Source organism: Neisseria sp. P0006.S004 (assembly GCF_051963015.1).
Classification (GTDB): Bacteria; Pseudomonadota; Gammaproteobacteria; order Burkholderiales; family Neisseriaceae; genus Neisseria.
Genome location: NZ_JBQCUS010000003.1, coordinates 179552 through 199102, shown reverse-complemented (window position 1 = coordinate 199102; position 19551 = coordinate 179552). Strand labels below are relative to the sequence as shown.

Below are 19551 nucleotides of genomic sequence, written 5' to 3'. Positions count from 1 at the left end.
TTGGCTCCTTTGTGGCATGGATGAAAGTGCAGCGGATAAAGAAGTGACGGTTTCTACATGTTTGGCACCAACGATGCGAAGCGCATCGGCAATGCGCGGATGATGGGTAAAGTATAGCAAGGATTCGAAGAATCGGGAAAATTGCGGCGGAATCTGATGGAAAAATTCGCGTGCGAGTTCGCCGGATGTGATGTAGGCGGCGGCGATGTCTTCGGTTTTAAAGTGCTGCCAATCGATGGCGTGTGGCCGTCTGAAATAGATTTCGGCGATGTCGATTTGGAAACCCAGTTCGGTCAGTTTGTCTGCTAGAAAATCACGGCCGCCATGACCTCGAATGATTAAAACTCGGGCGTTGGGCGGCAGGTTTTTCCAAATAGGCATTCTCAAGACGGCTTCGCTGTCGTTTCCATCTTCGGGTGAGAATACGGGATAAGGGGAGAATTGCGCCAAAGTATGTTGGCTGGTTTGGCCGACGGTAATGTGTGCTCTGGGGCCGTCTGAAAAGTTCAAGTGCGGCACTGCGGTTTCAATAGCGGTGGGGCTGACCCAAAACACGACATCGGCTTGCTTGAATTGTTCGGGAAGTTTTTTTAGCGCCGAATGATCCGCCTCTATTTCAATCGGACTCAATACCTGAGCCTGCCAACCGGCTGCATGGCAGGTTTGGATATCTTGTTGTGGGCGGTTGGACGGACGGATGATGAGTAGGGTAGGCATAATGTGGGATAAATTATTAAGGTTTTAGGCCGTCTGAAAGAAGGGTTTCAGACGGCCTGTTGCTGACGTACGTTATTGATCGACGAATGCGCGCTCAATCAGGTAGTCGCCGCGAACGCCTGTTTTCGGAGAAACGGTTAGGCCGAATTCGTCCAAGACGTTGCAGGTATCTTTCAACATGGCTGGGCTGCCGCACAGCATAGCGCGGTCGTCTTGCGGATTGATTTTAGGCAGACCGATGTCTTCGAAGAGTTTGCCGCTGCGCATTAAATCGGTCAGACGGCCGTGGTGTACATAGTCTTCGCGTGAAACAATCGGGTAGTAAATCAATTTTTCTTTAACCAAATCGCCCAGGTATTCGTGTTCGGGCAATTCTTTAGTGAAGCGGTCGTAGTATGCCAAGTCTTTTTTGTAGCGTACACCGTGAACCAAGATGATTTTTTCGAATTGCTCGTAAATTTCAGGGTCTTTGGTAATGCTTAGGAAAGGGGCGATGCCGGTACCGGTGCTCAGGAGATAGAGGTGTTTGCCCGGATTTAGGTCGCCGGCAACCAGTGTGCCGGTCGGTTTTTTACTGATAAGGACATCATCGCCGACTTTAAGGTGTTGCAGGCGGCTGGTCAATGGGCCGTCTTGTACTTTAATGCTGAAAAATTCCAGATGCTCTTCCCAGTTGGCAGAAGCCACGCTGTATGCGCGCATCAGCGGCTTGCCGTCCACCATCAATCCGACCATGACGAATTGGCCGTTTTCAAAGCGCAAAGATTCGTCGCGGGTGCAGGTAAAGGTAAAATATGCGTCTGTCCAGTGATGTACGGACAAGACTTTCTGGGTATTGAATGCTGCCATTGATATTTTCTGTCGGATGGGGCCGTCTGAATAGGATAAGTCGGGGCGGCCGAGGTTAATAAAAAGAGTGGAATACGGCTTCAGTTACTTGCTCGCCGGTACGGCTGATTTTTCGCTGAGGCTGTGCAGGTCGGCATAGCGTCCGCCTGCGCTGATTAATTCTTGGTGTGTGCCTTGTTCGACTACATTGCCTTCGTGCATCACAACGATATTGTCGGCTTTTTCGATGGTAGAAAGTCGGTGGGCAATCACCAAAGTGGTACGGTTTTGCATCAGGTTTTCCAATGCGGTTTGTACCAAACGTTCGGATTCATTATCCAATGCACTGGTGGCTTCGTCTAAAATTAAAATCGGCGCGTTTTTCAAAAGCGCACGCGCAATAGCGAGACGTTGACGTTGGCCGCCGGACAGTTTTAAACCGTTTTCGCCGACTTCAGTGTGCAGGCCTTGCGGCATTTTTTGGATAAATTCCCAAGCATTCGCGGCTTTTGCAGCATTGATAATTTCTGCCTCACTGAATTTGTCAGTTTGAGCATAGGCAATGTTTTCAGCAATCGTACCATTAAACAGGACAACGTTTTGGCCGACGAATGCCATGCGGCTGCGCAAGCTTTCGAGCGTATATTCATTGACGTTGATGCCGCCGATCAAAACTTCGCCTTCATTGGGATTAAGGAAGCGCGGCAACATATTGGCCAAGGTGGTTTTGCCGCAACCCGATGCGCCGACCAAGGCAGTCACTTTGCCTTGCGGGACAAGCAGGTTGATGTGGTTCAAGCTGTTGCGTTCGGCTTCGGGATAACGGTGTACAACATCGCAAAATTCGATATTGCCAGGGTTTGGGCTGAGGGTTTGTTTGCCTTCGTTGCTTTCTTCGGGTTGATCCAAAAAGGTAAAGACGCTTTCTGCCGCCGCCAAACCACGCTGCAGGGATTGCATCACGCCGGTCATGCGTTTGATGGGGTCAAACATCAAGATCATGCTGGACAAAAACGACATAAAATCGCCTGCGCTGAAGCCTGAAAGTCCGGCTTGGCGGGCGGCTGCGTAAATAATTGCGGCCAGTGCAACCGAAGCCATTAATTGCGTAATGCCGGTACCGGCAGAGCTGGCGGAAACCTGTTTGAGCAGGTTGCGGCGCACATCGTCGGCAATACGGTTGAAGCGGCGATTTTCATAATCTTGACCACCGTAGATTTTTACAACGCGTTCGCCATTAATGCTTTCGCCCAAAACCTGCATCAGCTGGCCAAGATAAATTTGGTTGTTGGCAGACAATTTGCGCAGGCGTTTGCTGACTGTTTGGATACATACGGCGACGACCGGCAAAATAATAAAAGTAATCAGAGTCAAACGCCAGTTCAGATAAGTCAGCAAGCCCAACAGGCCGACTACGCTCACGCCGTCTTTGGCAATCACGGTAATGACGTTAAATCCTGCATCGGTAATTTGGTTGACGTCGCTTAAAATGCGCGACATCAGACGGCCGCCGGTATTGCTGCTGAAATACGAAGTCGGCAGGTGCATCATTTTGTTGAACATTTCACCGCGCAAGCGCTGCACCAAGTGGCTCGACAGATACGTCGTGCAATATTCGTTGATGAAATTGAACAGGCCGCGAACGAAAAACAGCGCCACAATTGCCAGCGGCAACCATGACATGCTTTTCATGTTTTTATCGACAAAACCTTCATTGATTAAAGGTTTGAGCAAGTAACCGAAAGCCGGCATCGTACCGGCGACAATCAGCATGGCCACTACGGAGACGATAAACATCTTCCAATAGCTTTTCAAATATCCAAGCAAGCGCTTGTATAGCTCCCAGTTGGATGTGGCTTGTGTTGTCTGCATATCAATCCAAATTTAGAGCAAACATGCAATTCTAAACGAAAATATCTGTCATTACAATGTTTGCAATTGAAAGTCAAAAGGAGTCGGTATTGTTTTAACGCCTTGATTTTATATTGGGAACGACTGTGGTTTGGTGGGTTTGGCAATAATGTTGCCCACTTCTCAAATATCGGTTGCGGCCGTCTGAAAGAAGGGTTTCAGACGGCCTGTTGCCGGGGATACGTTATTGATCGACGAATGCGCGCTCAATCAGGTAGTCGCCGCGGACACCGGTTTTCGGAGAAACGGTCAGGCCGAATTCGTCCAAGACGTTGCAGGTGTCTTTCAACATGGCAGGGCTGCCGCACAACATGGCGCGGTCGTCTTGCGGATTGATTTTAGGCAGACCGATGTCTTCGAAGAGTTTGCCGCTGCGCATTAAATCGGTCAGACGGCCGTGGTGTACATAGTCTTCGCGTGAAACAATCGGGTAGTAAATCAATTTTTCTTTAACCAAATCGCCCAGGTATTCGTGTTCGGGCAATTCTTTAGTGAAGCGGTCGTAGTATGCCAAGTCTTTTTTGTAGCGTACACCGTGAACCAAGATGATTTTTTCGAATTGCTCGTAAATTTCAGGGTCTTTGGTAATGCTTAGGAAAGGGGCGATGCCGGTACCGGTGCTCAGGAGATAGAGGTGTTTGCCCGGATTTAGGTCGCCGGCAACCAGTGTGCCGGTCGGTTTTTTACTGATAAGGACATCATCGCCGACTTTAAGGTGTTGCAGGCGGCTGGTCAATGGGCCGTCTTGTACTTTAATGCTGAAAAATTCCAGATGCTCTTCCCAGTTGGCAGAAGCCACGCTGTATGCGCGCATCAGCGGCTTGCCGTCCACCATCAATCCGACCATGACGAATTGGCCGTTTTCAAAGCGCAAAGATTCGTCGCGGGTGCAGGTAAAGGTAAAATATGCGTCTGTCCAGTGGTGTACGGACAATACTTTTTGGGTATTGAATGCTGCCATTTGGGTTTCCTGTCAGTAAAAGAAATGGGAAGTGTTTATTTGGGACGTGTGTCAGAATGAAAATATCTGCCCAATTCGGGATAAAGCTAAAATTCTAAACGAAACGGATGGTTGCGACAATGCTTGATGCACAGCGATTATATGCCGTTTGAAGGGCTTTCAGACGGCATAGCGGGATAGGCGGTGCCTTACGGCGGCATATCCGCAAGGTAAATCAGGGAAATCGAGGCTGCCAGCCTGAGCGCGTCCCGTCCCCAGCGGGGGTGTTCCAGCCCGCGTATTGGGAGGATCGGTTTGACGGTGGCGGCAATCAGCCTTTGTATTTCTGCAGGCTGCGCTGACAGTACGCTGCCCCATTTTTCCGCTGCCGCTTCCAGCAGTCCGCCGTTTTTCAATATCAGCGCGGTAGAATGAATGTAGCAGAGCCAATCGCGGGCTTGGCATTGCGCTATGGTCAGGACTTCGGAAGGGTCGTCTTCAAAGTCCAAAAAGCTGATGTTTTTTCCGTCCGACATCATATTCCGTGCAAACGCCTGACTGAGGAACTGCCGTTTTTCATGCACATGGGCAATGGCTTCCAAACCGGCAAGCCAAGCGTCTGCCTTTCCGGCTTCGGCTTCTTTGCGGATTTGCGTATCGAGCGGGACCCCTTCCAAATTGCCGAACATAAGGGCATTTTTCCGGACGGCGAGCAATTCGGGAACGGCTATCCCCGCAGAGCGCAATTCGTACAGGCGTTTCGACTCGGTTGCAATGGCAGGCTCACCTCCGAGGCTGGGGACCGGCTTCAACAACCCCAGTTTCAAATATCGGGCAACCATACCGAGCAGCGCGTAACGCCATCGCGCATTGTGCCTGCCTGCTTTGCGTACCCATACCTTGGTTCCGTCGGCTAGCAGGTGGGGGGCGATGGCGGCCTCCTGTTTTGCCGCCAGTTCGTCCAGCAGGATGGAAAAACGGGTTTCATGCATAGGTAAAGTCATTTTCTTTCAATCTTAAGTTTGGACGGAATGCCGCCCACACGGGACATCAGGCAAGGGTTTGTTTGATGATGCCTTTTACCGCATCCGCACTGTTCGGCACGGTTTGCACGCGCTGCGGCAGGTTTTCCAAACCTTCCAGAGCGGTGGGGCGCGGAATGGCGACATCGCCGACGGCTTCGCGTATGGTCGCATCGAATTTCGCTGCCAACGCAGTTTCCAAACAAACAACCGTTTCACCTTCTTCACGCACTTCACGGGCAACTTTGACGCCATCGGCTGTATGCGGATCAATCAATTCATGATCTTGCTCGTAAACCTGTTTGATGGTGGCAAGGCGGTTGGCATGGGTCGATTTACCGGAAACAAAGCCATATTGTTGATGTACTTTGTTTAAGGCAAATTCCAAATTGAAGCCTTTGCCGGAGGCTACTTCCGCCCATAAGGTTTGGATTTCGTCCGCATCGCGATCCATCAGGTCAAACACAAAACGCTCGAAGTTGGAGGCTTTAGAAATGTCCATAGACGGGCTGGAAGTAACATGGGTATGTTCGCTATTGCGCGGACGGTATGCGCCGGTTTTGAAAAATTCGTCCAATACGTCGTTTTCGTTGGTGGCGACAATCAAGCGGTGGATGGGCAGGCCCATTTGGCGGGCGATATGGCCGGCGCAGACATTGCCGAAGTTGCCGCTTGGTACGCAGAAGCTGACTTTTTCGTCATTGCTCGAAGTGGCATTGAAATAACCGGCGAAGTAGTACACGACTTGGGCGACGATACGGCCCCAGTTGATGGAGTTGACTGTGCCGATGTGGTATTTGGCTTTGAATTCGGCATCGTTTTGTACGGCTTTGACGATGTCTTGGCAGTCGTCAAACATGCCTTCAACGGCGATGTTGTGGATGTTGGCATCTTGCAGGCTGAACATTTGCGCGCGTTGGAATGCGCTCATTTTGCCTTCCGGCGACAGCATGAAGACGTTGACACCTTTTTTACCACGCAGGGCATATTCGGCGGCAGAGCCGGTGTCGCCGCTGGTGGCACCTAAAATATTGAGTTCTTTGCCTTCTTTGTTCAATACATATTCAAACGCATTGCCCAAGAATTGCATGGCCATGTCTTTGAATGCCAAAGTCGGGCCGTTGGAGAGGGCTTGGATTTTGATGCCGTCTGAAAGTGTGCGCACCGGAGTGATGGCTTTGGTACCGAATACTTCTTCGGTGTAGGTGCGGTTGATAATGTCGCGTAAATCATCAGCAGGGATGTCGGTGGCAAACAGGCTCATGACTTCAAACGCCAGCTCAGGGTAGCTGAGTGTGCGCCATTGGTCTAAGGTAGCACGGTCGATTTGAGGGTATTGCTCAGGCAGCATCAAACCGCCGTCAGGAGCCAAACCCATCAATAAAACTTCGCTGAATTGCTTGCGTGCGGTTGCACCGCGGGTGCTGATGTATTTCATGGTTTCTTCTCTATGTATTTAAAATTCAAATAGAAAGTCAAAACGAATTCAGACGGCCTCGATATTAAAAAAGGCCGTCTGAACGATTATTTGTAGAGTCGTTTGAAGCAGGCGGTAACCGTTTTCGCGGTAACGGAAGCAATGGCCTGATCGCGGGTTGCCGGGCTCAATACCTGCATCATTTCGGTTGCAGTCAATTGATTTGGCGCTTCTTCGCTGGCGCAGCCGCAGATTTTATTTTCCCATTCGGCTTGTTTTTCCGCGCTCATGGCCAAAGCAATGACGCGCCATTCGTTACGTTTGTTTAATTCGGTACGGCATTGGCTGTCTACCGCCATTTTCACTACGCTGCTGCCGATACCCGTACCGCTGCCCAAACCGCCGAAAGAGTCGCCGCCGGTAGCGCATGCACCCAATAAGAAAGCTGATGTAACAGCTGCCAAAAGAGTTTTTGAAGTCATGATGTTTCCTGTAAACAAGGCCGTCTGAAACGTCCGAAGAATTCTCAAAATAGCATGTATTATACCGTAATGCGGCCCGATATGTGTGTTTGCGAAACTACCGTATAATGCTAGCGAGTTTTCTTTTCAATCAATCAGCACGAAAGCCGCTATGTCCGACCTTTTTGCACGCCAACCCGAAGCCCCTTTAGCCGAACGCCTGCGCCCGCATTCTTTAGATGATGTCATCGGGCAGCAGCACTTAATCGGCGAGGGCAGACCTTTGCGCGTGGCGGTGGAAGGCGGAAAGCCGCATTCTATGTTGCTGTGGGGGCCGCCAGGCGTGGGCAAGACGACGTTGGCGCGGATTTTAGCGCAGAGTTTCAACGCCCAGTTTCTGCCTGTTTCCGCTGTGTTTTCCGGCGTGAAGGACATACGCGAGGCAATCGATAAAGCCGAAATCGCTTTGCAACAGGGACGCGCGACGATTTTGTTTGTCGATGAAGTCCACCGCTTCAACAAGGCTCAGCAGGACGCGTTTTTGCCGCATGTCGAAAGCGGTTTGCTGACCTTTATCGGCGCGACTACGGAAAATCCGTCGTTTGAAGTCAATCCCGCGCTGTTGAGCCGCGCGCAGGTGTATGTTTTGCAATCCTTGTCTTCAGACGACCTGAAGAAGCTGATTGCCAAAGTATTGGCTTTGCCTGAATACCAAGATTTCACGATTGAAGCCGATGCGCGGGAATTGCTCGTCAATACCGCCGACGGCGATGCGCGCAGATTGTTGAATTTATTGGAACAACTTTTACGTGCTGCTAATACACGCCGTCTGAAAACCTTAACCGCCGAATTTCTTGCCGATAGTTTGGGTGCGCAAATCCGCCGTTTTGATAAGGGTGGCGAGAGTTTCTACAACCAAATTTCTGCGCTGCACAAATCCGTGCGCGGCTCGCATCCCAACGCTGCGCTGTATTGGTTCTGCCGTATGCTCGACGGCGGTACCGACCCGCGCTATCTTGCCCGCCGCATTGTCCGCATGGCATGGGAAGATATTGGCTTGGCCGATCCGCGAGCTTTAACGATTGCCAATGATGCCGCCACTACTTATGAGCGCTTAGGCTCGCCAGAAGGGGAACTCGCTTTAGCTCAAGCCGTGTTGTATCTCGCCGCTGCAGCCAAATCCAATGCAGGCTATAAGGCATACAACCAAATGCGCCGTTTCGTCAAAGAAAATGCCAGCAACGAAGTGCCCGTCCACCTGCGCAATGCACCGACCAAGTTGATGAAAGAATTGGGTTACGGACGCGAATACCGCTATGCCCATGATGAACCGAACGCCTACGCCGCCGGCGAAAGCTATATGCCCGACGGCTTGGACGAACCGGACTTCTACCAACCCGTTCCACGCGGATTGGAAATCAAAATCGGCGAAAAGCTGAAATGGTTGAAATCCTTGGATAAAGATGCGCTGGATGATTAAAACAATAAATGTACATAATACAAATCTAAGATCAAATTGAATTTTTCAGACGGCCTTTGCTGTTTGAATATTTTTAACCTATACTATACGCATACATTTTCATGAATATTTTTGAAGCCTTACTATTATTGTGCCTGCTGATTATCATTAGCGCGTTTGTATCCTGTTCCGAACTCGCGCTTGCTTCGGCACGCAAAATCAAATTGCAGGTCATGGCGAAAGACGGCGGCGATACGCGCGCGCTTGACGTAATCAATATGCAGCAACAGCCGGGCAGTTTTATTACCGTTGTCCAAATCGGTTTGAACGCTGTCGCCATTCTTGCCGGTATTGTCGGCGAGGCGGCAATACGTCCGTATTTTGGCAAACTTTTGGAGAACGCAGGCAGTTGGGGCAGCACAGTTGCCTCTTTGCTGACTTTCTCGCTGGTTACAGGCAGCTTTATTTTAATTGCCGACCTAATGCCCAAGCGTATGGCAATGACCCATCCCGAAGCGGTGGCGGTACGCATTGTCCGTCCGATGATGTTTTTGATTTTTATCTTAAAGCCCCTTGTCTGGGTTTTTGACGGGTTGGCAAACGCAATATTCAAACTCTTCAAAATTTCAACCGTCCGCCAGGAGCAGCTGACCTCGGAAGATATTTATGCCGTCGTTGATGCCGGCGCTCAGGCTGGTGTGTTGAAAGAGCAGGAACACTATCTGATTGAAAACATTTTTGATATGCAGGAGCGTACGGTCACTTCCACCATGAGCACGCGCGAATATATCGCCTATTTTGATAAACACGATGACAGCGATACCGTGTTGGAAATGATGTCGGACAAACCGCACAACAAATTCCTCGTATGCGACGGCGACTTGGAACGCGTCATCGGCTATATCGAATCGCATACGCTGCTGACTTTGTTTTTAAAAGAAAAAGACGTCCGCCTGACCGACAAGCGCGTGTTACGCAAAGCCTTATTCATCCCCGATACGCTGTCGCTTTACGATGTATTAGAGACCTTCAAAACTTCCGGCGAAGACTTTGCCGTAGTGGTAAACGAATACGCGTTGGTGGTTGGCGTGGTAACGCTGAAAGACGTGATGAGTATCGTCATGGGCGAGCTGGTCAATACCGAAGAAGAGCCGCAAATCATCCGCCGTACCGAAGATACATGGTTGGTGGACGGTGCTACGCCACTTACCGATGTCATGCGCGCGCTGGATATTGAAGAGTTTCCCAATTCAGAAAACTACGAAACCATCGCCGGCTTTATGATGTATTCCCTGCGCAAAATCCCGAAGCGTACGGATTTTCTGGTTTATGCCGGTTATAAGTTTGAAATCATCGATACTGAAAATTTGAAAATCGACCAGCTTTTGGTTTCTAAACAAGGAAATATAGTGGGGAAAATGTAACAAGTCGCTGGGAATACTTGAAAAGAAAATTAAAAAATGAATAAAAAGGAAAAAATATTATGACGACAACCGAACCTCAAAAATACGCCCGCAGCCTGCACGCGCCCATCAGCCTCGGTACCACTTCTGACGACCGTTTTATGCCGCGCGGCTTTCTTTCATATTTTGCCTCACTGCCGAAATTGGTTTTAACCGAAAAATTAGATGGGCAAAACAACTGCTTTGCCGCACACGGCCTCTATGCCCGTAGTCATGCTGCGCCTACCCAGCATCCGTGGGATAAACCTTTGCTGCAACGATGGCAGCAAATCAAAGATGATTTAGGCGATCTGGAACTTTTTGGCGAGAATCTGTATGGCATTCATTCGATTGCCTATTCACAACTGGAAAGCTATTTTTACCTGTTTGCAGTCCGACGCGGCGGACATTGGCTTTCATGGGAAGAGGTTAAATTTTATGCGCAGCTGTTTGATTTTCCGACTGCACCAGAAATCTCCATCGTCCAGCCGCTTGCAGATTTCACTCAAAAATACGCCAATGAAGATATTGCTTTAGCGCAATGGCTTGCCGCTAATTTGGGAGAGCCGTGGACGGACAGCGTACAAACTGCCGGCAAGCTTGGTGGCTACGATCCGAACACAGGAGCAGCATGCAGTGAAGGTTTCGTTATCCGGAACGCCGCTGATTTTGCCACCAACAACGGCAATCTGCCTGTTCAATCCAATGAATTCGACAATCTTTTCAAATTGGTACGAGCCAAACACGTTAAAACCGACGTTCATTGGACAAAAACCTGGAAGCCTGCCCGTCTTATTGATTACGACAAATACCATTGGCAAAGCTGGCAGTTTCAGACGGCCTGAAGTCCAATGATCCAATAATAAGAAAGACGATTATGTGGACATTCCCATATTACATACCCGGTCACCTTCCTGATTGGCAAGCATTAGAACGTCGTTTCAGCTGGTTTGCCGATATGAAGGATGTTCCGCAAGACCCTGAGTGGCATGCCGAAGGCGATGTATTTACGCATACCAAAATGGTGTGCGAAGCCCTTTTACAACTGCCCGAGTTTCAAGCGCTTGATGAACAGGAGCAGCATATTTTGTTTGCTGCCGCCATGCTGCATGATGTGGAAAAACGCAGTACGACCAAGCGTGAAATAGAAAACAGCAAAGAGCGTATCGTTTCGCCGCATCACGCAAAAAAAGGCGAGCATACCGCCCGTACTTTGCTGTATACCGAACTTGCCGCTCCATTTACCGTAAGAGAAGCAATCGCCAAACTCGTGCGTTTGCACGGATTGCCTTTATGGGCGATTAACAAGCCTAATCCTGAGCGAGCTGTCATAGCGGCCAGTTTGCAGGTCAACACTGCGCATCTTGCCATGCTTGCTAAAGCCGATGTTCTGGGTCGTATATGTTGCGACCAACAGGATATTTTGCTGCGCATTGATTTATTTCGTGAACTCTGTGAAGAAAATGCTTGTTGGGGTAAGGCACGTACTTTCGCCAGCGACTACGGACGCTATCTCTATCTTAACGGCCGTAGCGAAATGCCGGATTATCAGCCATTTGATGATCAGACCTTTGATGTGTACGCCATGTGCGCCATAGCAGGTAGCGGTAAAGACAGTTACATCAGGCAACATCTTGCTCATCTGCCTATGCTGTCGCTGGATGAGATTCGCCGTGAGCGAAAACTCAATCCCGCGGATTCCAAACATACCGCCGAAGCAGTGCGTTTGGGTAAAGAGCAGGCAAAAGAATACCTACGCACCCGTACGTCATTTGTCTTTAATGCGACCAATCTTAACCGCGACCTGCGCAGCAAATGGCTGCCGATGTTTGCCGATTACGGCGCACGCGTGCATCTCATTTATTTGGAAGTGCCTTACACGCAATTACTATCGCAAAACCGTAACCGCGAACATTCTGTTCCGAATGATGTGTTGCACCGCATGATAGAAAAGCTGGAAATCCCTGATTATAGTGAAGCGCATACGGTAGATTTTGTGGTCTCTTCTTAAAAAGTAAAGGGTTTTTGTAAGTAGGCCGTCTGAAACAATCCAATGTTTCAGACGGCCTTTTTATGAAATCAAAAATTACTAGAGCTAAGGCGGAGGTCTTTATTCGCAGCTCAAGTTTTTTGTTTTTTCGGCAAATGTATCCATGGCAATCTGACACATGCGCTCACGTTGGCCTACATCGGCGGCAGGCAGGATTTGGCGCAGGTATTTTGTGTTGTCGCGTTGGAACGATGCTTTATCGCCTGCTTTTTGGTAACACGCATCCGCACGGGTAAAGTATTGCTGGCAGATTTTCGGCAATTCTTCAAAGGACAAGGGTTTGCTTTTGTGCATGCCGTGCGCGGAGACGGAGAGGGAGGAAAGGGTACACAACGCGATGATTAAGGTTTGGGAAATGGTTTTCATGGTCAGCCTATTTATTGAAGTGGTGTTTAAATCAATTGTTCGCCCCAATGCAGCTTTTGGCGCAGGGTTTTGAAGTATTGGTAATCGGTGGGGTGGAGGACGCGCAAGGGGTTGTGATAGCGGCGGATGATGATGCGGTCGAAGTTTTGCACGTCGATATGGGATTGTCCGTCAAAATGTGCGCGTGCGTCGCCGCTTTTGGTGATGAGGATTTCGATCACGCTGGTGTCGGGGATAGCAATCGGACGGTTGGTCATGGATTGCGGACAGATAGGCACAAGCGTGAAGGCGTGCAAACCGGCCTGCATGATGGGGCCGCCGGCGGCAAGTGCGTAGGCAGTCGAACCTGTCGGTGTGGAAATAATCAGGCCATCCGAGCGTTGGGTATAGACAAATTCTTGATTGATAAAGACTTCAAATTCAATCATTTGGCCTGCGCCGCCACGAGACAGTACGGTGTCGTTGAGGGCGAGGGCGCGTTCGATGGTTTCGCCGTCACGAATGATGCTGGCTTCGATGAGGATGCGTTCTTCGGGCAGATATTTGCCTTCCAGTACGGGGCGGATGCCTTCAACCATGGTGTCGCGTGAGATTTGGGTGAGAAAGCCCAAGTGGCCTTGATTGATGCCGATAATGGGGACGGCGCGCGGGGCGACTTCGCGGGCGGCGGAGAGGAAGGTGCCGTCGCCGCCGAGCACAATGACGAGGTCGCAGTATTTGCCCAGCTGGGCTTTGTTGACGGTTTCGCAGTAGGCGGAATCTTGGATATAGACGCAGTGTTCTTCTACGCTCAATTCATCCAGATAGATGGTGAAGCCGTTTTCGCGTAGAAAAGAAACCAATGTGTGGACAGTATCTTGAATCTCGGGCGTATTGGGACGCGTAACGATACCGATGTTTTTAAATGGGCTTTTCATGTAATAGGCCGTCTGAAATTAAGTATTTAATCTATCCAGATATCGCGCTCGAGGCGGTCGAGGCGTTCGTTTAGGCGGGCAACGTCGTCACGCAGTTTGTCCACTTCTTCCAGCCATGCGGCAAGCGTGGCTTGGTCGATAACAGGGGATTCGGGTTCGCGTGAAAAGTCGCTGATTTGTTCGGCAATGCTTTTGCCGATTTTTTTCATGGTGCGGCCGATGTCGCCGGCACGCGAGCTGATGCTTTCTGCGGCCACATGACCGAATACACGCGCCAAATCTTCGCTCGGATAATAGCGCAGTCCACCCAAAATAGGAAGGACGGACATGCCCAATACCAAGTCGCCTTCGAGGCTGATGTCGCCCACGCCAGGCTGGCCGCCTTGGAGGATTTTTTGGATGGCGCTGTTGTGGAATGTGATGTTGGTGTCGGCGGTGTCGTTTGCGGTTTCAAGAAAACCTTGTTCGCTGATGCGTCCGGTCAGTCTGAAACCGGTCAGGCTGATGCAGATGATGCTGCCTGCAAATTCAGACAGCTCGCGCTGTTGCTCTGGATTTTGCTGTATCAGGTGGTTGATAAGGGGAAATAGGGCGGACATGGTTTACTCTAAATGCCGTCTGAAACGGATTAATGGGTTGAGTCGCAATTTTACAGGCTTAGCCCGTCTGCGCAAACGGTATTTACAATTTTGCTGTTGCTTTTGTCATCAACGATGAAATCAGGAGCCGGCAGGCCGAGTTTGGCCGCTTCGGCAGTATAAAATTCGGCTCGGCTTGGGTGGCGGGGTTCGACAATATTGCGGATACGCTTGCCGTCAGCTTGGCAGGCCGTCTGAAAAAGGATTTGGACGGCTAAGTCTTTATGAAGGATATTGATGGGTTGGTTGCCACCTTGAATGCGTGTTTTTTTAAGCAGCTTGGTAACGGGATGACGGTCGGCAGAGTAAAGCCCGCCCAGTCGCAGTATGTCGATATGGGGGACGGCGCTTTCAAGCAAGGCTTGCTCGACTGTAAGGATTTGACGGGCAGATTCGGTTTGCGGATCGGGAGGTGTAGTTTCATCGCATATGCGTGCTTGGTCGCCATACACGCTGGTGCTGCTGGTGAAGATGATGTGTTGTACCTTGCATCGCTCGGCAAGTTGAATCCATTTTTTCAGGGTATCGGCGTAATGGTTTAATGACGAAGGCGGAAGTAGGCAGAACCATGTCGGCTTGTTGATATGGTTTTGCCACAATGCCGAACTGTGAAAAATATCGTCTTGATTCAAATCGATGATGTCGAGTTCTATCGGCAGATTGATGTCATCGGAAGTCAGGGTGCGTTTGATGGCGGCTACCTGACTGCCTTGTTCATAACATTTTTGCGCCAACGGCAGGCCGAGATAGCCTAAACCGAGAATGGAAATATCGGGAAGGTGCATAAATAAAGCATCCGAAAATTAACAGGCCGTCTGAAAATAGCTTTAACTTGGTTAAAGCCACGTTTTCAGACGGCCTTTGTATGGAAAAATTAATGGTTGCTGCCGATTTTTTGGTCGAATTCGGCACGATGTTCCGGCAGGAGGTAAGGGCGCAACAGGCTGAGTGTGCGGCTGATGCCCCGTACTTTGGAATCTTCGGTCAACTTGGCGCGGCCGCGCAGGGAGCTGTCAAAGTCGAACCAGTATTTTGTCACCATCCACATATTGACGGCGAGGTCGTTCATCGCGGTTTGGTCTGCGCTGATGATGTTCAGACCGTTGAGCTGGGTCAGCAGGTTGACCAACAGCGGGGACACTTTGGCTTGGGTAAAGGTATTGTGCTCGCCCAATAATTCGGCACTGCGGGCAAGCAGGGTATTCACATCGCTGAAAAGGAAACGGTATTCCCACATCACATCATAAATACCGGCCATGTAGTTGATGGAGTCTTCAACATTAGACGGCAACACAGCTTCGTTAAGGTAGACAAGCAGGGCCTCGCTGTAACGTTTGAACAATTGGACGATGATTTCGTCTTTGTTGCGGAAATGGTAGTAGAGGTTGCCCGGGCTGATGCCTAAGTGGGCGGCAATATGGTTGGTGCTAATATTGCGCTCGCCTTCTTCGTTGAACAAGGCGAGGCTGGCATTGATGATTCGTGTGTAAGTGTTGACTTTAGCAATGCGCGGCATGGAATACACTCCTTTGTTTTATAGGCTGTATGAAGTAGGCAGCCAGTTGGGTTCTGCGTGTAATTCTACCTGAAATTGAGTAAATACTGTATTACAAACATATTGTGCCAGCTGGTGGACATCTTGCGCGGACGCATTGTTTTTATTCACCAAAACCAAAGCCTGTCTGTCATGCACTGCCGCACCGCCGATCTGATGGCCTTTCAGACGGCATTGGTCAATCAGCCAGCCGGCCGCGAGTTTGACCGAACCGTCAGGCTGCGGATAGCGTGGCATATTGGGGTATTGCTGCAACAAATCGGCAGCTTTTTCGGCGCTGACAACAGGGTTTTTAAAGAAACTTCCGACATTACCAAGTATGTTAGGATTAGGCAGTTTACTGTTGCGGATTGCACACACTGCATCGGAAACATCTTTGGCCGTCGCCTCTCGGCCTTGGCTCAGTTCGGCAACCGCTGCCGCCAAATCGCCATAGCCCAAGTTCGGCACAAAATGCTCTTTCAACGCAAATACAACCGAAACAATCACATAACGGCCTTTGCCTTCCTGTTTGAACAGACTTTCACGATAGGCAAAGTCACAGTCGGCATTGGAAAGCTCGACAAAGGTGTCCGTATCCAAATCAAAGCAGAGTACGCTATGGATAACATCTTTCGCTTCAACACCGTATGCACCGATATTTTGTACCGGAGACGCGCCGACCGTGCCAGGAATCAGGCTGAGGTTTTCCAGCCCGCTCAAACCCAGTCCAACCGTATGTAAAACAAAATCATGCCAAATTTCCCCGGCCTGCGCTTCGATATAAACCAGGCCGTCTGAACGCTCAATTTCGCGTATTCCCTTGTTTTCCATATGCACAACAAGACCGGCGTAGTCCTCCATCAAAAGGATATTGCTGCCGCCGCCGAGCCATAAAACAGTATCTCGGTTGAACTCGGGCAGCTGGACGATATCGCGCAACTCGTCGGCATGTTTGAGCGCGATAAAAGCTTGGGCTTTGGCGCGAAGACCGAAAGTGTTGTAGGGGGTGAGGTCGGTTTGGTATTGGATGGGTTGCATGATGATTTGTGATTTTGTGGATTCAGGTCGTCTGAAAACTTACTATTTAACAATTACGATAGGTAATGGGATATTGGGGGGCTTTATAGTTTTCTTGGGAAGAATAGGTCAGCTTGTCCACGATTTCTTGATAAATGTCGGACTCTTTTGGCAACGGCTTGCCTTCAAACATCCAGCGACCTTTAATAATATCGTCGGCAGAAATCCATCTTTCGATTTCATATACTGCTAATGTCCAGCCGCGATAGACTGCAACTGCATATTTTGCTTTTTCACGTCGGCTTCCGATTTTCCAATATTTTCGTGTGCGCTCATAAATTTCCTTATCCCTATTGGCTTCAGGAATATTTCCGGATCTAATATCTTTTTTGAGTTTCTCATATTCTTTATTAATTGTAATTAAAACAATGGGTTCACCAGTTTTTAATTCCTGAGCATCATATTGTCGCTTTAATTCCGAAAAGTCCATTAATCCTACTTTTGAAGAATGTGTGCCCCCTTGAATATTAGTCAGCGGCTGCTGGCTCGGCTTGACCAAAGAGAGTAGGTCTATTGCCATCGATTCATATTCAAAAGCCTGTTCGTCTGTTTGAATGTTGTGTCGCAGAATGTAATACACGGGTTGGTTTCCGCTTTTATGTATTTCCCTAATCAAGGCAATTTTATCACTTGGCTTTTCTGTTTCTTGTAATGAGGCTTGGGCATGATGGAAAACGCGATTGCCTACGCCTTTACCTACATAGAAAATATTGCCGTCTCTAGGGTCAATCAAGCAATAAATATAGTAAGCAAGTTTTTCTATAATGGAAGTTGAAAACATTTTTTTCCTTAAAAGTTAATAAGTCATAAATAAAACATCAATGGAGGTTGTCTGAAAGAAATTTCAGACGGCCTTATGTGATTTGACCATCTCTTTACTGCAAAGCTCCAGGCACCATACCAATGCGATGGCAGCAATCGTCAGTGAAGCGGTCAGCGCGGTCCAAAAGCCGTAAATGCCCATATCGGCATGATAGGCAAGCAGGTAGCCGGGCAACAGGCCGCAACCCCAGAAAGCCACGGCATGGATGAACATCGGCATTTTGGTCACTTTATAGCCGCGCAACGCATATGAAGCGATACATTGGGTGGCATCTGCCAGTTGGAATAGGGAGGCAAAAAATAAAACGGTCGCAGCAATACCTAATACTGCCGCATCGTTGGTGTACATACCGGCCAACTGGAAGCGAAAGATGACCAAGAGCAGCGCGGTGCAGGTGGCAAGTACCCAGCCCAATACCAGCGAAACTCCTGAAATATAACGCGCCCGAAAAAAATCGCGTCGTCCGAGTGAAAAGCCTACGCGTACCGTGCTTGCCGAGCCGACGCTTTGTGGAACCATATACAAAATACCCGACAGGCTGATGACGACTTGTTGCGCGGCGACATAGTCCTCGCCAAATGGTGCCACCAAAAAGACGATAAACGAAAACGCGCTGGCTTCTAGAAAATAAGACAAGCCGATGGGTGCGCCGATTTTCCAAATCTGTTTGAAAGCCGTCAAATCGGGTTTGCCGATTTTTGCCGTCAAACCAAACGGACGGAAGAATTTTTCTTTGGCGATATAAAGCCACAAAGCCAATGCGCTGAACCAAAATACCGCCGCCGTTGCCACGCCGCAACCTGCGCCGCCCAAAGCAGGCATACCGAATTTGCCGTAAACGAACACATAGTTCAGTGGCACATTCAACACAAATGCCGCGAAGCTGACCAACATAATCACGCGCGGGCGGTTCAAGCTGGAGGCATAAGCGTGCAGGGCGCGGTGTATCATGGCGGCCGGCATTGCCAAGCTGGTAAAGAACATATATTGCGCCATCGTGTCTTCGACATAATCGTTCAATGTCAGCCAATGACGGAACGGCGTTATCATCGCCCACATCAACAACATGCCGAATACGCCCAAACACAAGCCAAACCAAATGCCCTGCATTCCTGTTTTGCCGACTTCTTCGGTTTTACCTGCGCCGTACAACTGGGCAATCATCGGGTTCAATGCCGCCATTACGCCCATAAAGGTAATGTAAATCGTGGAAAACGCGCTGCTGCCCAAAGCCACTGCGGCCAAATCTTCCTTACCTGCGCCACCGGCCATCACCGTATCGACAAAACCAATGCCCACTTGCGCCACTTGTGCCAACAGCATAGGCAGGGCGAGGGCGGTAAGCAGGCGGGTTTCTTTTAAGAAAACAGGAAAGGCAAAGCGGTTGAGGTTCAGTAGCATAATGTGTGCGATTTGAGGATAAAGGCCGTCTGAAACAGAAACTTAAAATTATAAAGGGTAAAGCTGATAAACAGGCAATATGTTGTTTAATCGCTAAATTCTTCAGACGGCCTTAAATGTCGGATGTCTTTTTACTGCTTCCAACCAGCTGTCCGGCGTTTGAAACTGCATCAGGCCGTCTGAAAGCGAAACTGCGGCTTGGGTAGTCGAAGCGCGGGTCAGTTTTTCATTGGTTTCGGCATCGTAAATGGTGTAATCGATACGCAGGCAGCTTTCGATCTCGACGATGTCCATATCAACGCGGATTTTTTGGCCGAAACGGGCAGGGCGGATGTATTTGAGGTTCATCTGCACAATCGGCCAGCTGTACCCCTGCCGTCCCATCTCATTGTAGTCGTAACCGATGGAAGACAAAAAAGCACAACGTGCGGTTTCAAGGTATTTGACATAGTTGCCGTGCCACACGATGTGCATGGCATCTACGTCAAAAAAAGGAACTTCGGTTTCAAAGCTGTGTTGGCAGTAGATGTGTTTTTTCATGGTTT

Annotated in this window: 19 protein-coding genes and 1 pseudogene; 4 read left to right on the top strand and 16 right to left on the bottom strand. The window is 49.5% G+C overall.

All coding sequences use genetic code 11. From position 1 onward, the window contains the following. Positions 1 to 81: 81 nt before the first annotated feature. The 7 genes and pseudogenes from ACTHR2_RS06140 to ACTHR2_RS06110 form a co-directional block, all read right to left on the bottom strand. A pseudogene (locus ACTHR2_RS06140) lies at positions 82 to 717 on the bottom strand (uroporphyrinogen-III synthase); the annotation flags it as partial. Between the two features lie 72 nt (positions 718 to 789). Beyond that, positions 790 to 1566, bottom strand: coding sequence for a ferredoxin--NADP reductase (locus ACTHR2_RS06135; RefSeq protein WP_003746329.1), 777 nt, complete (start codon positions 1564 to 1566; stop codon positions 790 to 792). An 84-nt stretch (positions 1567 to 1650) separates the two neighbouring features. Then, positions 1651 to 3417, bottom strand: a complete 1767-nt coding sequence (msbA, locus tag ACTHR2_RS06130; RefSeq protein ID WP_150538164.1) for a lipid A export permease/ATP-binding protein MsbA — start codon at positions 3415 to 3417, stop codon at positions 1651 to 1653. 223 nt (positions 3418 to 3640) lie between these two features. Then, entirely contained in the window at positions 3641 to 4417 is a 777-nt protein-coding gene (locus tag ACTHR2_RS06125; RefSeq protein WP_003746329.1) for a ferredoxin--NADP reductase, read from the bottom strand. A 188-nt stretch (positions 4418 to 4605) separates the two neighbouring features. Continuing rightward, positions 4606 to 5400: a hypothetical protein gene (locus tag ACTHR2_RS06120; protein ID WP_263336940.1), complete on the bottom strand. Its 795-nt coding sequence runs from the start codon at positions 5398 to 5400 to the stop codon at positions 4606 to 4608. 46 nt (positions 5401 to 5446) lie between these two features. Beyond that, a complete protein-coding gene (gene thrC, locus ACTHR2_RS06115; RefSeq protein ID WP_263336937.1) occupies positions 5447 to 6856 on the bottom strand; it encodes a threonine synthase in 1410 nt (469 codons plus the stop codon). A gap of 86 nt (positions 6857 to 6942) precedes the next feature. After that, positions 6943 to 7317: a hypothetical protein gene (locus ACTHR2_RS06110; RefSeq protein WP_263336934.1), complete on the bottom strand. Its 375-nt coding sequence runs from the start codon at positions 7315 to 7317 to the stop codon at positions 6943 to 6945. A 151-nt stretch (positions 7318 to 7468) separates the two neighbouring features. Between ACTHR2_RS06110 and ACTHR2_RS06105 the strand changes: the two genes are divergently transcribed. The 4 genes from ACTHR2_RS06105 to ACTHR2_RS06090 all read left to right on the top strand — a co-directional run bounded on the left by ACTHR2_RS06105 (position 7469) and on the right by ACTHR2_RS06090 (position 12208). Then, positions 7469 to 8776, top strand: coding sequence for a replication-associated recombination protein A (locus tag ACTHR2_RS06105; RefSeq protein WP_263336931.1), 1308 nt, complete (start codon positions 7469 to 7471; stop codon positions 8774 to 8776). 101 nt (positions 8777 to 8877) lie between these two features. After that, positions 8878 to 10179 (top strand): hemolysin family protein, encoded by a 1302-nt coding sequence (locus ACTHR2_RS06100; RefSeq protein WP_263336929.1) that lies wholly within the window; start codon positions 8878 to 8880, stop codon positions 10177 to 10179. A 59-nt stretch (positions 10180 to 10238) separates the two neighbouring features. After that, positions 10239 to 11042 carry an RNA ligase family protein gene (locus ACTHR2_RS06095; protein WP_263336926.1) on the top strand — a complete coding sequence of 268 codons (804 nt, stop codon included), beginning with the start codon at positions 10239 to 10241 and terminating at the stop codon, positions 11040 to 11042. Between the two features lie 32 nt (positions 11043 to 11074). Next, on the top strand, positions 11075 to 12208 hold the full coding sequence (locus ACTHR2_RS06090) for an AAA family ATPase (RefSeq protein WP_263336923.1): 1134 nt from the start codon (positions 11075 to 11077) through the stop codon (positions 12206 to 12208). Between the two features lie 99 nt (positions 12209 to 12307). Here ACTHR2_RS06090 and ACTHR2_RS06085 read toward each other — a convergent pair whose 3' ends face one another. The 9 genes from ACTHR2_RS06085 to ACTHR2_RS06045 form a co-directional block, all read right to left on the bottom strand. Beyond that, positions 12308 to 12613 carry a hypothetical protein gene (locus tag ACTHR2_RS06085; protein ID WP_263336920.1) on the bottom strand — a complete coding sequence of 102 codons (306 nt, stop codon included), beginning with the start codon at positions 12611 to 12613 and terminating at the stop codon, positions 12308 to 12310. A gap of 26 nt (positions 12614 to 12639) precedes the next feature. After that, complete coding sequence (locus ACTHR2_RS06080; RefSeq protein WP_049322157.1) at positions 12640 to 13530, bottom strand: NAD(+) kinase; 891 nt, start codon at positions 13528 to 13530, stop codon at positions 12640 to 12642. Positions 13531 to 13556: 26 nt separating this feature from the next. Further along, entirely contained in the window at positions 13557 to 14129 is a 573-nt protein-coding gene (locus ACTHR2_RS06075; protein ID WP_263336915.1) for a ubiquinone biosynthesis accessory factor UbiJ, read from the bottom strand. A gap of 50 nt (positions 14130 to 14179) precedes the next feature. Beyond that, positions 14180 to 14953, bottom strand: a complete 774-nt coding sequence (locus ACTHR2_RS06070; RefSeq protein ID WP_263336912.1) for an SDR family NAD(P)-dependent oxidoreductase — start codon at positions 14951 to 14953, stop codon at positions 14180 to 14182. An 89-nt stretch (positions 14954 to 15042) separates the two neighbouring features. Further along, a complete protein-coding gene (locus ACTHR2_RS06065; protein ID WP_004519965.1) occupies positions 15043 to 15684 on the bottom strand; it encodes a TetR/AcrR family transcriptional regulator in 642 nt (213 codons plus the stop codon). Between the two features lie 18 nt (positions 15685 to 15702). Continuing rightward, positions 15703 to 16743, bottom strand: a complete 1041-nt coding sequence (murB, locus tag ACTHR2_RS06060; RefSeq protein WP_440375488.1) for a UDP-N-acetylmuramate dehydrogenase — start codon at positions 16741 to 16743, stop codon at positions 15703 to 15705. A gap of 46 nt (positions 16744 to 16789) precedes the next feature. Then, positions 16790 to 17563 carry an LEM-3-like GIY-YIG domain-containing protein gene (locus tag ACTHR2_RS06055; RefSeq protein ID WP_070645984.1) on the bottom strand — a complete coding sequence of 258 codons (774 nt, stop codon included), beginning with the start codon at positions 17561 to 17563 and terminating at the stop codon, positions 16790 to 16792. Positions 17564 to 17626: 63 nt separating this feature from the next. Beyond that, positions 17627 to 19006 carry an MATE family efflux transporter gene (locus tag ACTHR2_RS06050; RefSeq protein ID WP_263336905.1) on the bottom strand — a complete coding sequence of 460 codons (1380 nt, stop codon included), beginning with the start codon at positions 19004 to 19006 and terminating at the stop codon, positions 17627 to 17629. A 102-nt stretch (positions 19007 to 19108) separates the two neighbouring features. Beyond that, complete coding sequence (locus ACTHR2_RS06045; RefSeq protein ID WP_004519960.1) at positions 19109 to 19546, bottom strand: acyl-CoA thioesterase; 438 nt, start codon at positions 19544 to 19546, stop codon at positions 19109 to 19111. Positions 19547 to 19551: the final 5 nt, after the last annotated feature.